The following is a 13,076-nucleotide window of genomic DNA, read 5'->3' as shown; positions in this document are numbered from 1 at the left end:
GGAGATTCCGCATGCGCCTAGTCCTAGCCACCATCCTCGCCCTCACCGCCGCGCCCGTGCTGGCACAGACCGCCGCCATCCCCGGCGCCCCCGTCAAGGCGCGCGTCACCGCCGGCACCTACGCGGTCGACCCCAACCACACGCAGGTCACGTGGCAGGTCAACCACATGGGCTTCTCGATGCTCGAAGGGCAGCTCGGCGCGTCGGGGGGCAGCATCACGATCGATCCCGCCAAGCCGACCGCGACCAAGGTCGAAGTCAACTTTGCGATCGACCAGCTCTCGGTCACCGCAGCGCCGTTCGCCGGCCATCTGAAGTCGAACAACTTCTTCGACGCCGCGACCTACCCGACCGCCAAGTTCGTCTCGACCAAGGTCGTCGCGACCGGCGACAAGGCAACGATCACCGGCGACCTTACTCTCAAGGGCGTCACCAAGCCGGTGGTGCTTCAGGCGACCTTCATTGGCGCCGGCGCGAACCCGATGAACAAGAAGCTGAACTTCGGCTTCCGCGCGACGACCTCGATCAAGCGCAGCGACTTCAACATCGGCGCCTACGCGCCGGTGGTGTCGGACAAGGTCGACCTGACGATCAACGCCGCTTTCTCCGCGCAATAATCTATCAAAATTTCTATCGCGCTGGACACGGGACGTGTCCGCGCGATAGGACGCCATCAATGACGTATGGCCGCCTCCTGCTGCTTCGACTTACGCGCCCTTAGGCGCGCCGATCGTTTGCGCGGTGGCCATGCCCCGTGCCTCGCGCCTAAGGGCTGACCCGAACGCTCCCGACGACACGAGAGACACGAGCCATGCTGCGCGACCCATCGACCAAATACCGACCCTTCCCACAAGTCGACCTGCCCGACCGCCAATGGCCGTCGAAGACCATCGTCAAGCCACCGCGCTGGCTCTCCACCGATCTGCGCGACGGCAACCAGGCGCTGATCGACCCGATGGATGCGGAGAAGAAGACGCGGTTCTTCGACCTGCTCTGCAACGTCGGGCTTAAAGAGATCGAGGTCGGTTTCCCGAGCGCGGGTGCGACCGAGTTCGACTTCATCTCCGGGCTGGTGAAGACCGGGCGGATCCCCGACGACGTATCGATCCAGGTGCTGACGCAGTCGCGCCGCGACCTGATCGAGACGAGCTTTGCCAGCCTGGTCGGCGCGAAGACCGCGATCGTCCATCTCTACAACGCGGTGTCGCCGGCGTGGCGCAAGATCGTGTTCGGCATGGACCGCGCGCAGGTGAAGCAGATCGCGATCGACGGCGCCAAGGTGTTGCGAGACGAAGCCGCCAAGCAGCCTAACGTCCGCTGGCAGTTCGAATATTCGCCAGAGACCTTCTCGACTGCCGAGCTCGATTTCAGCCTCGAGGTCTGCGAAGCGGTGATGGACGTCCTGATGCCGACGACCGACAACCCGATCATCTTCAACCTGCCTGCGACCGTCGAGTGCGCGACGCCCAACATCTATGCGGACCAGATCGAATGGTTCGGGCGCAACATCCGCAACCGCGACGCGGTGGCGATCTCGCTGCACACGCACAACGACCGCGGCACCGGCGTCGCCGCGGCGGAACTCGGCATGATGGCGGGCGCTGACCGGGTCGAGGGCTGCCTGCTCGGCAATGGCGAGCGTACCGGCAATTGCGACCTCGTGACCGTCGCGCTCAACATGTACACGCAAGGCGTCGACCCGAAGCTCGACCTGTCGGACATCGACGGCGTAGTGAACACGGTCAATTACTGCACCAACATCCCCGTCCACCCGCGCACGCCCTATGCCGGCGACCTGGTCTTCACCGCGTTCTCGGGGTCGCATCAGGACGCGATCAAGAAGGGCTTCGCGGCGCAGGAGGCGAAGAACGACACGCTGTGGGAGGTGCCGTATCTTCCGATCGACCCTGCCGATCTCGGTCGCAGCTACGAGGCGGTGATCCGCGTGAACTCGCAGTCCGGCAAGGGCGGCGTCGCCTGGGTGATCGAGCAGGACAAGGGCCTGAAGCTGCCCAAGCGGTTGCAGGCGGACTTCAGCCGGCACGTCCAGGCCTATGCCGACGAGACCAGCCGCGAACTCAACGCGGCGGACATCTGGGGCCTGTTCGAGCGGACCTACATGCCGCAGGCGGACGACCGCGTGGAGTTGCGCGATTACGAGGAAAGCGGTGCCTCGGGACAGCGCGTGTTCATCGGCCGGGTGGCGATCGACGGCGAGGAGCGGTCGATCTCGGGACGCGGCAACGGGCTGATCTCGGGCGTGATCGCGGCGATCGCGGAGTCGACAGGGCCGACGCTCGACGTGGTCGATTACAACGAACACGCGATCGGCCACGGCGCGGATGCGCAGGCGGCGGCCTATGTCGAATGCCGGACCGCCGAGGGCAAGACGGTGTTCGGCGTCGGTATGGACACCGATATCGCGACCGCTTCGGTGCGTGCAGTGTTGTCGGCCGCGAACCGGGCGTAAGAAAGCCAACTCCCTCTCCCCGAGGGGGAGAGGGTCGGGGTTAGGTGCAGCCAAGCAGCGCAACGCCCGGAACAGCCCCTCACCCCAGCCCTCTCCCCGAGGGGGAGAGGGAGCAGTGCAACAACTACGGTAGCAAATTCTCCCCGGCACGGGGAGGGGGACCACCGCGTACTTGGGCGGGGGTGGAGGGGGGCTTCCTCTCGCGCAACGCCCGCGGAACGCCCCCTCCACCAGCTACGCTGGTCCCCCTCCCCGCGTGCGGGGAGGATCAGCGTGTGCGGACGATCTCGCAGCCTACACGAGCGTCCGGGTAGACGTCGGCCTTGACCGTGCGGACCTTCACCCGCCTGACTCGCTCGTCCGCCAAGCACAGCCCGGCGATCGCCTCGCAGAGCGTCTCCTGCAAGGCAATCGGCCGCTCCGCCACCATCTTCAGGATCCCCGCGCGCACGAAGTCGTAATCGAGCACTTCCTCGATCGCATCCCCGCCGGGCGGGCCCGGATACACGACCGTCATCTCGACCGAGACGACCACGCGTTGCGGCGCCACCTCATGCGGGTGGATGCCGAGCCGCATCATGACCTCGAGCCCATCCAGGATGGTTATGAACTCAGCCATGCCGACCCTCGAACATCACGTCGCCGTCCCGCGCTAGAAACCGTTGTCCACAATCGACGAACACATTCTGTCCCGTCACACCTTTCGCGGTCAGCAGCCACGCCACCGCGTCCGCGACAGCCTCCGCTCCGACCGGGCGCGCGAGCAGATTGTCGCCTGCCACCGCCGCGAACTCCTCCTCGCTCTGGTCGCCACTGGGCAGCGTCAACCCGGGCGACACCGCATTCACTGCAACTCGTGGCCCGAGCGCCTGTGCCAGCATCGTCGTCGCCCCCTCAAGCGCGATCTTCCCGCAGCTATACGAGAAAAAGTCGGGATTGAGGTTCGCCACCTTCTGGTCGAGCAGGTTCACCACTGCGCCCTCCTCAACATCGTCCTGCAAGGCCAGCGCGGACGCCAGCAGCACCGGCGCCCCGCAATTGATCGCACCAAGCTCGGCGAGCAGCACCGGATCCACCTGGGGCGGCCGATCGAACTCGAACCGCGACGCGCAGTTCACCAGCCCGTCAATCGGTCCACCGATCGCAGCACGCGCCGCCGCGAACAGGTCGCTGATCGCGCCGAGATCGCTCAGGTCCCCCGCAACCGCGGCAGCATGCCCGCCGGCAGCGACGATCTCCGCCACCAGCGCCGCCGCCTCATCCGGCGAATGCCCCTGGTGGACGACCACCGCATGACCATCCGCCGCCAGCCGCCTCACGATCGCCGCACCCAGCCGCTTGGCACCGCCGGTAACCAGCACCGCTCGCATCAAACGCCGCGGCCCATCAGCGCCAGCACTTCCTTGCGGCTGCGTTCGTCGTCGCGGAACACCCCCATCATCCGGCTGGTAACCATCGTCACGCCGGGAGTCCGCACACCGCGCGCAGTCATGCAGGCATGGCTCGCCTCGATCACCACCGCGACACCCTGCGGCTTGAGGTTATCCCAGATGCAGTCCGCCACTTCCGCGGTCAGCCGCTCCTGTACCTGCAGCCGCCGCGCGAACCCGTGCAGCACACGCGCGAGCTTCGAGATGCCGACGACGTGATCGCGCGGCAGGTACGCGATGTGCGCCTTGCCGATGATTGGCGCCATGTGGTGCTCGCAGTGCGACTGGAACGGGATGTCCTTCAGCAGGACGATCTCGTCATAGCCACCAACCTCTTCAAACACGCGCTCCAGATGTTTCGCGGGATCATCACCATAGCCTGCGCAATATTCCTTCCAGGCCCGCGCGACTCGACGCGGCGTGTCGATCAGCCCCTCCCGCGTCGGATCGTCGCCCGACCAGCGGATCAGCGTCTTGATCGCGTCGGCGACCTCGGGTGGCACGACGACCTTGCCGTCTTCGCCCAGCGCATCGCCGCCAGCGGGCAACGGCTCAATCGACATTGCTGGCTGCCGTAGCGTCAAGTCCGCCCACCGTAACATAAGTTCGAATTTGCAACTGTTTCATCCTGCGTTCCTGCTGAATTTGCCACGGTTTCCCTAAAGAGAAAAGCGTTGACGACTCCGATTTTTTGATCGCTTATTCTACATACCTGATAATCGAAACTGTGAACGGCATAGACCGACGCGGTTCAGGGAGAGGATAGATCATGGCAAAGTTCGAACTGCTCGCCGCGTCGGCGATGATACTCCTGCCTGTTGTTCCGGCAGTTGCACAGACCGCCGTTACCAGTTCCGCACAAAACACCGCCCCGACGAACGGGCCCGGCCAGGAGGCAGTAACCGCGTCCCAGCCCTCGACCGCCTATGGCTCGCAGGATATCGTCGTTACCGCCCAACGCCAATCGCAGCGTTTGCAGGACGTGCCGATCGCGGTCAGCGCGTTCACCGCAGAGAATCTCGAAAAACAGCAGATCGTCAACCCGATCGCGCTTCAGCAGACCCTGCCGAACGTGACCTTTACCAAGACCAACTTCACCTCGTCGAGTTTCACGATCCGCGGCATCGGCGATCTCTGCGTCGGCGCGTCCTGCGACAGCGCCACCGCGATCCACGTCAACGACATGCCACTGGTATCGACCCGATTGTTCGAGTCCGAATTCTACGATCTCGAACGCGTCGAGGTTCTGCGCGGACCACAAGGCACGCTGTTCGGCCGCAATGCGACCGCGGGCGTGGTGAACTTCATCACCGCCAAGCCGGACCTGTCCGGTATCCACGCGGCCGGGGAGTTCGAATACGGCAACTATGACTCGAAGCGGGTGAAGGGCATGTTCAACCTGCCGATCACCGATACCATCGGCATCCGCGTCGCCGGACAGTATCTGAAGCGCGACGGCTATACCAAGAACCTGTTCGACGGCGGTCGGATCGACGACCGCGATCTGTATTCGGTGCGTGGCACCTTGTCATGGGAGCCCGACAGCGACACGCGCGTCGACCTGATCGGCTATTATTTCCACGAACGCGACAATCGCTCGCGCATTCAGAAACAGCTCTGCCACCGCGATCCCACCGGCGTGCTAGGCTGCCTTCCCGATCGGCTCGATTACGGGACGACCAACGGCAACTCCACGCTCGCTGCCGCCTATTCGTCGAGCGAGTTTTACCGGTTCGCGCTCGGCGCCGCATTCGTCCCTTATGCGCTGCAAAGTCTGTATGGCAGCGATACCTATACCGGAGTCGTCAACCCGAACGACGTCCGCACCGTCAACATCGATTACAAGCCGACCTATTTCAGCGACGAAGAACAATATACTGCCAAGATCTTCCACGATTTCGGACCGGTCTCGTTCAACTTCACTGGCGGGTACGCGCGCAACTCGGTGGATTCGACCAACGACTACAATCTCGCGGTCGAGAACCCCCTGGGCGCCAATGTCGGCGCACTCACATTGATCGGTGCGTCGCGCGCACCGGGCGCGGCCTTCCCCGGCGGAATCAACCCGTTCACCAACGCCGTCGCGACGCTGTTCCCGAACGGTAACACCGGCACGATCTGCCAGTCTGCACCCGGCCCCGATCTCGGCGTCTTCAGCGGCAGCCGCCTGTGCGGACCCAGCAGCCAGGACGTCGATCGCTCGAACGCCCGTTCCCGGCAATTCTCGGCCGAGGCGCATCTCGACAGTCGCTTCGACGGGATGTTCAACTTCCTGGTCGGCGGCATCTATCTTGATCAGAAAATCCGCGACAACAGCTATTATGTGACCGCCTTCCCGCTCGATTACGGCGCTGCGGTCATCGGTGCGGCCAACGTGCTCGGCGGACGTGTAGCCGGCGCGACGCTACCCAATGCATTCGGCTCGACGCCGTTCTATCGCAGCTTCACGGACTCGGTACATCTCAAGTCGTACGGGATCTTCGGCGAGACCTATTTCGACTTTACGGACAAGCTGAAGCTGACTCTCGGCCTGCGCTACAATCATGACGAGAAGGATGTACGGGCGCGAACTTCGTTCATCTTCGACAACAAGACCCGGACACTGGTCGGTGCGGGCGGCGCGCCAGTGCGCGATGCGGAGGGCAATGCGATCGTGGTGTCTGCGGTTGCGACCGCGCTCAGCCCCTACGGCACCAACGCGCTCGAGAATGCGATCAACTATGCCTCGCTCGATTACGATCCGTTCACGGCGGGCAATCAGCCGTTCGGTGTCGCCAACGTCTCGTTCGGTCGACTGACCGGCCGCGCGGTGCTCGAATACAAGATCAAGCCCGACAATCTGGTCTATGCCTCCTATTCGCGCGGTTACAAATCGGGGGGTATCAACCCGCCATTGTCTCCGGTCTTCGCGGTGGATCAGGCGTTCAAGCCGGAATCGGTCGATTCGTTCGAGATCGGTTCGAAGAACAGTTTCCTGAACCGAACCCTGCAATTCAACCTTACCGGCTTCTACTACAAGTATAAGAGGCTCCAGCTGAGCCGGATCGTGGCACGTACCGCGGTCAACGACAATATCGACGCCGACATCTACGGTGTCGAGGCGGAGGCGATCATGCGGCCGTCGCCCAAGTTCACCGTCAACATGAACTTCAGCTATCTGAAGTCGAAGGTGACGGGTGACAAGTTCATCGGCAATCCACAGGACCCATCGGGTGGACGCGCCGATACGGTGATCGTCAAGGATATCACCAATGCCTCCAACTGCGCGGTACGGCCGACCACGCCGGGTAATGCGGCGGGGGCCAATGCGTTCGTTGGCGCAGTGAACTCCGCGCTGGGCCTGCGTCCACCGACCGCGCTCCTCTCGAACGGTACCACCGGGGCCTATTCGGTGTGCGATGCGCTGGCCGCTGCAACTGCCGGCGCGCTGGCGAACTACAACCCCGCCCTCGCCGCGTTGCAGGCTCCGCTCAACGCCGGGTTCGGCACCAACGCCGCGGGCGCGTTGCCGTTCGTGGTCGATCGCAGCGGCGTGCTGGTCAATATCCGCGGCAACGAACTGCCACAGGCGCCGCGCTACAAATTCTCCGCGGGCGCACAGTATGTCGCGGACTTCGGCGGCTTCACGATCGTCCCGCGGGTCGATCTGGCCTATACCGGCGGCTTCTCCGCGAGCATCTTCAACGAGAATATCAACCGCGTTCAAGGCTATGAGGTGGTCAACGCCCAGATCCAGCTGAACGGGCCGGGTGAGCGCTATTACATTCGCGGTTTCGTCCAAAACCTGACGAGCAACGATGCGATAACCGGCCAATATGTCACCGATCCGTCGTCAGGGCTGTTCACCAACGTCTTCACGGTGGAACCCCGCCGCTACGGCGTGGCAGCCGGGTTCAAGTTCTAGAGGCCGAACCCCTGATCCGTTTACCCAGCGAGCGCTGAGGTCTGACACGGGGCCTGCGTTATCCGCCCCACGTCGAGATCCAGGCGTTCGCCGGGATGCCGATGAAAAGTCAGGCCGTACAGCCCAAGTCCTACCTGTCCCTCCAGCGAAAGTCGGGATCTCTCGCGTGGCACGCACATGAGGCGATCTCAGCTATCGTCGGATTGATGAATTCGCGACCTCGGGTCCGCCGTCTGGGGAGCCGAGCGATGTTCACCGCCATGACCGTCGAGATCGAATTATAGCCGTGATCGTACCCGGGTTGCATCCGTAGCATAAGGTCCAACCCGCCATCTTGCCTGGGTCGGTCGGCAACTCCGGCTTCGGTTGTTCCGTCAAAAGGCCGTCCGCTTCACCCAGGTCGATCAGGATTTCGGCGGCCCGCGGACCATCCTCGATCAGCGCACAAGCGTCATACGATCGCCACGCCGGCCGATCCGGTCCGGAAACCCGTCAAGACCCGACTTTCCACGCCATGGACGCTGCAGCCGCGCCACGATCGGGGCAATCGCAGAGCCGCTGCGGATGCCAGCGGGATCGCACGGCACGATCGTCAGCGCGCCCTCCCATCGCATGCCTGTTGATCCCGGGTTTCGCCATGTCGGCCATCAGCAAATCCGCCGCGATCGGCGCTACAAATTCATCCTCGACAGGAGGGCCCAACCGGAAATTGGCGATACCGGGGCTATTCGGTCGCATCGACGTGGACGCCTGTGCCCTTGCCGAAGTCGTACGCGTCGTCTTCAGGCAGGCTGTCCCGGCACGGCGATGTATCCGGTGCAACCAGAATCACGCCCGGTTCGGCACCCGCCGCCGGTACTCGCCTCGTCCATGACGTTGGCGTGCGTACAGGTCACCCTGTCAGGCACCACAACATGACAACAGCGCGCGCTCGTCACGCGGCGAGACGTACACGGCGACGGTCATATCGGTCCCGGTCCCGGTCCCGGTCGCAGTCGCAGTCGCAGCCGCGGCGTGAGCGGTACATGCCTTGGAGGCCGCCATGAACCTTGCTGGCGGAGACGGCCTCCGTCACGCGATCCGGTGCAGCGCGCAGATCTTGTTCCCCGATGGATCACGCAGATATGCGAGATAAAGTTTCCGCCCCCCGGTAGCCGCGCGCACGCCCGGCGGATCCTCGCAAGCCGTCCCGCCATTCGCCAGCCCTGCGGCGTGCCAAGCATCGGCGGCTCCGGTCGAAGCCGCGGCAAACCCGATCGTACTGCCGTTGCCGTGCGTCGCTGGCTCCCCGTCAATCGGCGTCGTCAGCAGAAAACGTCCGCCGTCATGCGCGTAGACCACCCGCCCCCAATCATCGACGACGCCCTCAGGAACGCCAAGCGTCCCCAACGCCGCGTCGTAGAACGATTTCGACGCCACGATATCGTTGGCGCCCAGCATGATATGCGTGAACATCGGCCGTTCCTCAGTAGGTCCCGGCGTAGTGGATGCGCTCGCCGACGTGTATCACGTTGAGGCGTTTGCTGATCGCGTCAAGCGTCAACCGGTGCATGGTCGTCGCGTCGATCGCGATCTTGGTCATGCACCAGTAGACGATCTTCGGCGTATCGGTCCGCCCCGCCCCCGCCCCCGCCGCAGGCCACCGGACGCCGTCCCACACCACCTACCCCGGTGACGCGCTGGAACGGGCCACGTGGCCGTTCCGGCCAGGCCGATCGTAACGGAGGTGCCCCGCCGCGGTGGCACGCCTCCAGCACCTGTCGCATGACAGTCGTATCGCCGATCGCATCGAACATAGGGTCCGCACCGTTATCGGCCAGCACGACTTTGGCGAACCATATCGCCGGCACCGATCGAGTTGGCGACATGCGTCATGCCGAAGCGGCGCCCTCGTTTCTCGCTGTCGGGATTGATCTCGACGCTCATGATCATGCCCCCCCCCCCTGCAAGCCACGCATGTTGTACCACGGTCGGGCCGATCAGGCCGAGCCCGAACGCCGCGCGAGTATCGCGGACCGGAAGGTCGAATACACCACCGCGCAGGTCGATCCTCTGACTGAGACAGGTCTTACCGGGGGGCCTTCAAGCGGCATTCGGGTGGGTGGAGCGGGATGACGTGGTTACCTACGCACCGGTCTCACCGACGATAGCCGCGTCGGTGTGCCCCGATACACTCGGGAAAAGCCCTTCCGAATCAAGTCCGTCGCGCCTGAACGCATCGGTACGACAGACGGCCGTCACCGTGATTTCGCCGAGAACTTCACCGAATTTCGGTATTCAAAGCCGAGTTCGACGATCTCGTTCGGTTTTTTTGCCTGGAAGACCAGGGCAGCGCAGGTCTTCGGTGGTCGGCTTCCCCCTCTGCCGCGCAGATGCCTCCAACTCCCCGTTTCCGCAACCTTCGGCAGCACGACCAGGACACGGCTCAGAGACGAGATCGTTACGAATCAAGTAGATGGCAGGCTCAAATAGCCGATATTGCGCTACCCTCCCATGCGACGGCCGCGCGATGATATGGCTTGGGCCAAGGCTGAATGGAAATCGACCGACGCCAGTGTGCGCGATCGTCGAACCGTCACGGCGTGGAAGGAGGGGCCGCTCTCCATCGTAAGGAGTGACAATGGCGGAAAGGCAGCGCAAAAGGCGGACGCGCTCACCAAGCGTGAACACGCGCGCAGTGCCCTAACGCACGCACGCGAACAGGAAGGAATGCTTATGGCTACAGCTCCCAAGACCGGCGGCATCCACGCCCCCGTCCAGCCCTCTCCCGAGCTCGGCGAGATCGTCGGCAACGACAAGCTGCCGCGCAGCGAAGTGATCAGCAAGGTTTGGGTCTACATCAAGGCCCACAACCTCCAGAACCCTGAGAACAAGCGCGAGATCCTCGCGGACGAGAAGCTGAAGAAGGTCTTCGGCCGTGACAAATGCACGATGTTCGAGATGAACAAGTACATCTCGCAGCACGTAAAGGCCTAACCGCCGCATCACGGCGAGCGGCGACGGCGGTTCAGCGAACCCCGTTGCCGCTCGATCGGTGTGGAAGCGATAGTCGTCGGCTCGGCCACCTGCCCCGACGACTGGATGCCGCCGAGGCAAATCCAATCCAGTCGGACGCTTGATCGTCCTACCCGACCGGCGTAATGCGCCAGCGGATGCCCCCGTAGCTCAGCCGGATAGAGCGACGGTTTCCTAAACCGTAGGCCGCGTGTTCAAATCTCGCCGGGGGCACCATCGATCACCGCGCGTTATACCGCGAGAGCGACGAGGTTCGGCTACCGAACGCTATAAACGGGCGAACAGAGTATCGCCGTCCCTGCCGTAGTTCGCCGTTAATCGAGCACCGCGGCCACGTATGCAATTACAGCGCGAGCCGCAGCAATTTCGGAAATGTATGATTGCGCCGCGCCAATGCGCGCATGCAAGCGGGCAAATTCAGCGTGATCTGCAGAGCGTTTGCTCGATGCGTTTGGCGTCGTTATCGAAATCGCCGCCAATTGTGAACGCCGTGCGCTCACGCAAATAAAACGGGCCGGAATTACCCGGCCCATCTTACCTAGTTGCTGTCCGAGTTGTCGTCCTCGTGGTCGACGATCAGATAGGTTACGCCGGCCAGGATACCGACCCCGATCACGATCGGAGCGATGCTCGCACCGGCCAGCTTGCTCGACTTCTTCGTTGCCGTGCCTGCGCGAACGGACGAGGATACGGAGAGCGACTGTGCCGAGTTGGAAGCTGCCGGGGCGGCGCTTGCTGCAACGGGAATGGCGGTCATCGCGAGGGCGGACGCGCCCAGAATCCATGTTTTAATCATAAGTCACTCTCTCATGCGTCAACCGGCTCGGCTGCCCCACCCCAACGATTCCAAGGCTTCGGGGTTCCGGCCTGGATGGAACACAAGGAATGTCGTCATGCGGGGTCCCACCGACCCGACATCCCATAACTGCCAAAAATATCCTATTCGCGGTTGGTTTTCCGCTTAGAACTTACCGCAACGTATCTATCGCCTTCAGACCGTCAGTTCAGCTTTTCGGGCGGCGCAACCGGTATCGCCAAGGGCGCGACCGGGACCCCGTCTTCGACCAGCGCCTTCGCCTCGGCGAGGCTGGCATGGCCATGGATCGTCGTCTGCTTCTCCTCACCGAAATGCATTGCCCGGGCACGATCAGCAAACGCAGGGCCGACCCATTCCGAGGATTTCAGCGCTTCCGTCTGCTTTTTCGCCAGCAGCGTCATCATAGACTTGATCGCATCGGCCGTCGGTGCATCCGGCTTGCGATTGCCCTTGCTTGCAATCGCCGGCGCCATGACCGCCTTGGTCACGTCGTCATCCTCGCAAAGCGGGCAATGGACCAGCCCGGCATTGCGCTGCTCTTCATAGGCGCGGCTGGATGCGAACCATGCTTCGAATACATGCCCTCCGGCGCATTTCAGGTCGAACACGATCATCGGACAATTGCGACTGGTGGAATTGCCCGGCGATGCTTGAGGACGGGAATACGCGAGCGGGCAGCCTCGACGCGTGCCTGGTCGATATCGGCGAATGCAAGGCCCGCGTCCTCGCCCATGTCGAGAACCACCTCGCCCCACGGATCGACGACCAGCGAATGGCCGTAGGTCGCGCGGCCGTCAGCGTGAACACCGGTTTGCGCAGCCGCAACGACATAGGCGCCGGATTCGATCGCGCGGGCCCGCAACAGGACGTGCCAATGCGCAGCGCCGGTCGGTCGTGTGAAAGCAGCGGGCACGGACAAAACCGTCGCGCCCGCGTCGCTCAGCGCGCGGTACAGATCGGCAAAGCGCAGATCGTAGCAGATCGAAGCACCAAGCATGCCGATGGGGGTTTCGACGACGACCGCTGCCTCTCCACCAACATAGGCTGCGGACTCCCGCCAGCTTTCCCCCGTCGGCAGGTCGACGTCGAACAGATGGAGCTTGTCGTACCGCGCCTGAACCCTGCCGGCCGGATCGATCACGAAACCGCGATTGGCGAACTTTCCGTCTGAACGCCGCACCGCTAGCGATCCAAGATGCACGCACATGCCCGCATCGGCGGCCGTCTGGCGCACCGCGGCAAGCACCGGGTCCTCGTCTTCGGGTACGATCGATACAGAACCGCGTGCACGGTCACGGTCGATCAAGCCGGACATTTCAGGGGTGAACACCATCTGGGCACCACCCGCCGCCGCTGCGCGGATTGCGTCGACCAATGTCGCGGCGTTGACCGCGGGATCGATCCCGCTGGTCATCTGGAGGATGCCGATCCGCGTCATGC

General features: G+C 63.4%; 11 protein-coding genes, 1 tRNA gene and 1 pseudogene. 5 read left to right on the top strand and 8 right to left on the bottom strand.

Annotated elements, in window-relative coordinates:
- Positions 1 to 11: 11 nt before the first annotated feature.
- Together AC3D24_RS02120 and leuA are read left to right on the top strand one after the other, a co-directional pair.
- Positions 12 to 617: a YceI family protein gene (locus tag AC3D24_RS02120; RefSeq protein WP_489027775.1), complete on the top strand. Its 606-nt coding sequence runs from the start codon at positions 12 to 14 to the stop codon at positions 615 to 617.
- A 194-nt stretch (positions 618 to 811) separates the two neighbouring features.
- On the top strand, positions 812 to 2,470 hold the full coding sequence (gene leuA / locus AC3D24_RS02115; RefSeq protein WP_489027774.1) for a 2-isopropylmalate synthase: 1,659 nt from the start codon (positions 812 to 814) through the stop codon (positions 2,468 to 2,470).
- A gap of 268 nt (positions 2,471 to 2,738) precedes the next feature.
- Here leuA and AC3D24_RS02110 read toward each other — a convergent pair whose 3' ends face one another.
- From AC3D24_RS02110 to folE, 3 genes are read right to left on the bottom strand one after another with little or no spacing between them, the layout of a single operon-like run.
- Positions 2,739 to 3,089: a dihydroneopterin aldolase gene (locus tag AC3D24_RS02110; RefSeq protein ID WP_489027772.1), complete on the bottom strand. Its 351-nt coding sequence runs from the start codon at positions 3,087 to 3,089 to the stop codon at positions 2,739 to 2,741.
- Complete coding sequence (locus tag AC3D24_RS02105) at positions 3,082 to 3,840, bottom strand: SDR family NAD(P)-dependent oxidoreductase (protein WP_489027770.1); 759 nt, start codon at positions 3,838 to 3,840, stop codon at positions 3,082 to 3,084. The genes AC3D24_RS02110 and AC3D24_RS02105 overlap by 8 nt, the downstream gene beginning before the upstream one ends.
- The gene (folE, locus tag AC3D24_RS02100) at positions 3,840 to 4,463 is read right to left on the bottom strand and encodes a GTP cyclohydrolase I FolE (RefSeq protein ID WP_489027768.1); all 624 of its coding nucleotides are present in this window, start codon (positions 4,461 to 4,463) and stop codon (positions 3,840 to 3,842) included. Before folE ends, AC3D24_RS02105 begins: the two co-directional genes overlap by 1 nt.
- A gap of 206 nt (positions 4,464 to 4,669) precedes the next feature.
- Here folE and AC3D24_RS02095 point away from each other — a divergent pair, with 206 nt between their 5' ends.
- Positions 4,670 to 7,804, top strand: coding sequence for a TonB-dependent receptor (locus tag AC3D24_RS02095; RefSeq protein WP_489027766.1), 3,135 nt, complete (start codon positions 4,670 to 4,672; stop codon positions 7,802 to 7,804).
- 1,071 nt (positions 7,805 to 8,875) lie between these two features.
- On the opposite strand, the gene AC3D24_RS02090 is transcribed toward AC3D24_RS02095, so the two are convergent.
- Both AC3D24_RS02090 and AC3D24_RS02085 read right to left on the bottom strand, forming a co-directional pair.
- Positions 8,876 to 9,259, bottom strand: coding sequence for a VOC family protein (locus AC3D24_RS02090; protein ID WP_489027764.1), 384 nt, complete (start codon positions 9,257 to 9,259; stop codon positions 8,876 to 8,878).
- A gap of 10 nt (positions 9,260 to 9,269) precedes the next feature.
- Positions 9,270 to 10,176 (bottom strand): annotated as a pseudogene (locus AC3D24_RS02085) (zinc-binding dehydrogenase).
- Positions 10,177 to 10,519: 343 nt separating this feature from the next.
- Between AC3D24_RS02085 and AC3D24_RS02080 the strand changes: the two are divergent.
- A complete protein-coding gene (locus AC3D24_RS02080; RefSeq protein WP_031394799.1) occupies positions 10,520 to 10,780 on the top strand; it encodes an SWIB/MDM2 domain-containing protein in 261 nt (86 codons plus the stop codon).
- A 178-nt stretch (positions 10,781 to 10,958) separates the two neighbouring features.
- Positions 10,959 to 11,035 (top strand) — tRNA-Arg (locus AC3D24_RS02075).
- A gap of 322 nt (positions 11,036 to 11,357) precedes the next feature.
- Here AC3D24_RS02075 and AC3D24_RS02070 read toward each other — a convergent pair.
- The 3 genes from AC3D24_RS02070 to AC3D24_RS02060 form a co-directional block, all read right to left on the bottom strand.
- Positions 11,358 to 11,615 (bottom strand): hypothetical protein, encoded by a 258-nt coding sequence (locus AC3D24_RS02070; protein ID WP_489027761.1) that lies wholly within the window; start codon positions 11,613 to 11,615, stop codon positions 11,358 to 11,360.
- Positions 11,616 to 11,818: 203 nt separating this feature from the next.
- The gene (locus tag AC3D24_RS02065) at positions 11,819 to 12,250 is read right to left on the bottom strand and encodes a DUF1178 family protein (protein ID WP_489027759.1); all 432 of its coding nucleotides are present in this window, start codon (positions 12,248 to 12,250) and stop codon (positions 11,819 to 11,821) included.
- Positions 12,247 to 13,074 carry a carbon-nitrogen hydrolase family protein gene (locus tag AC3D24_RS02060; protein ID WP_489027757.1) on the bottom strand — a complete coding sequence of 276 codons (828 nt, stop codon included), beginning with the start codon at positions 13,072 to 13,074 and terminating at the stop codon, positions 12,247 to 12,249. Before AC3D24_RS02060 ends, AC3D24_RS02065 begins: the two co-directional genes overlap by 4 nt.
- Positions 13,075 to 13,076: the final 2 nt, after the last annotated feature.

Source organism: Sphingomonas sp. SL1004 (assembly GCF_057815015.1).
This window is presented reverse-complemented; position numbering and strand designations above follow the sequence as displayed.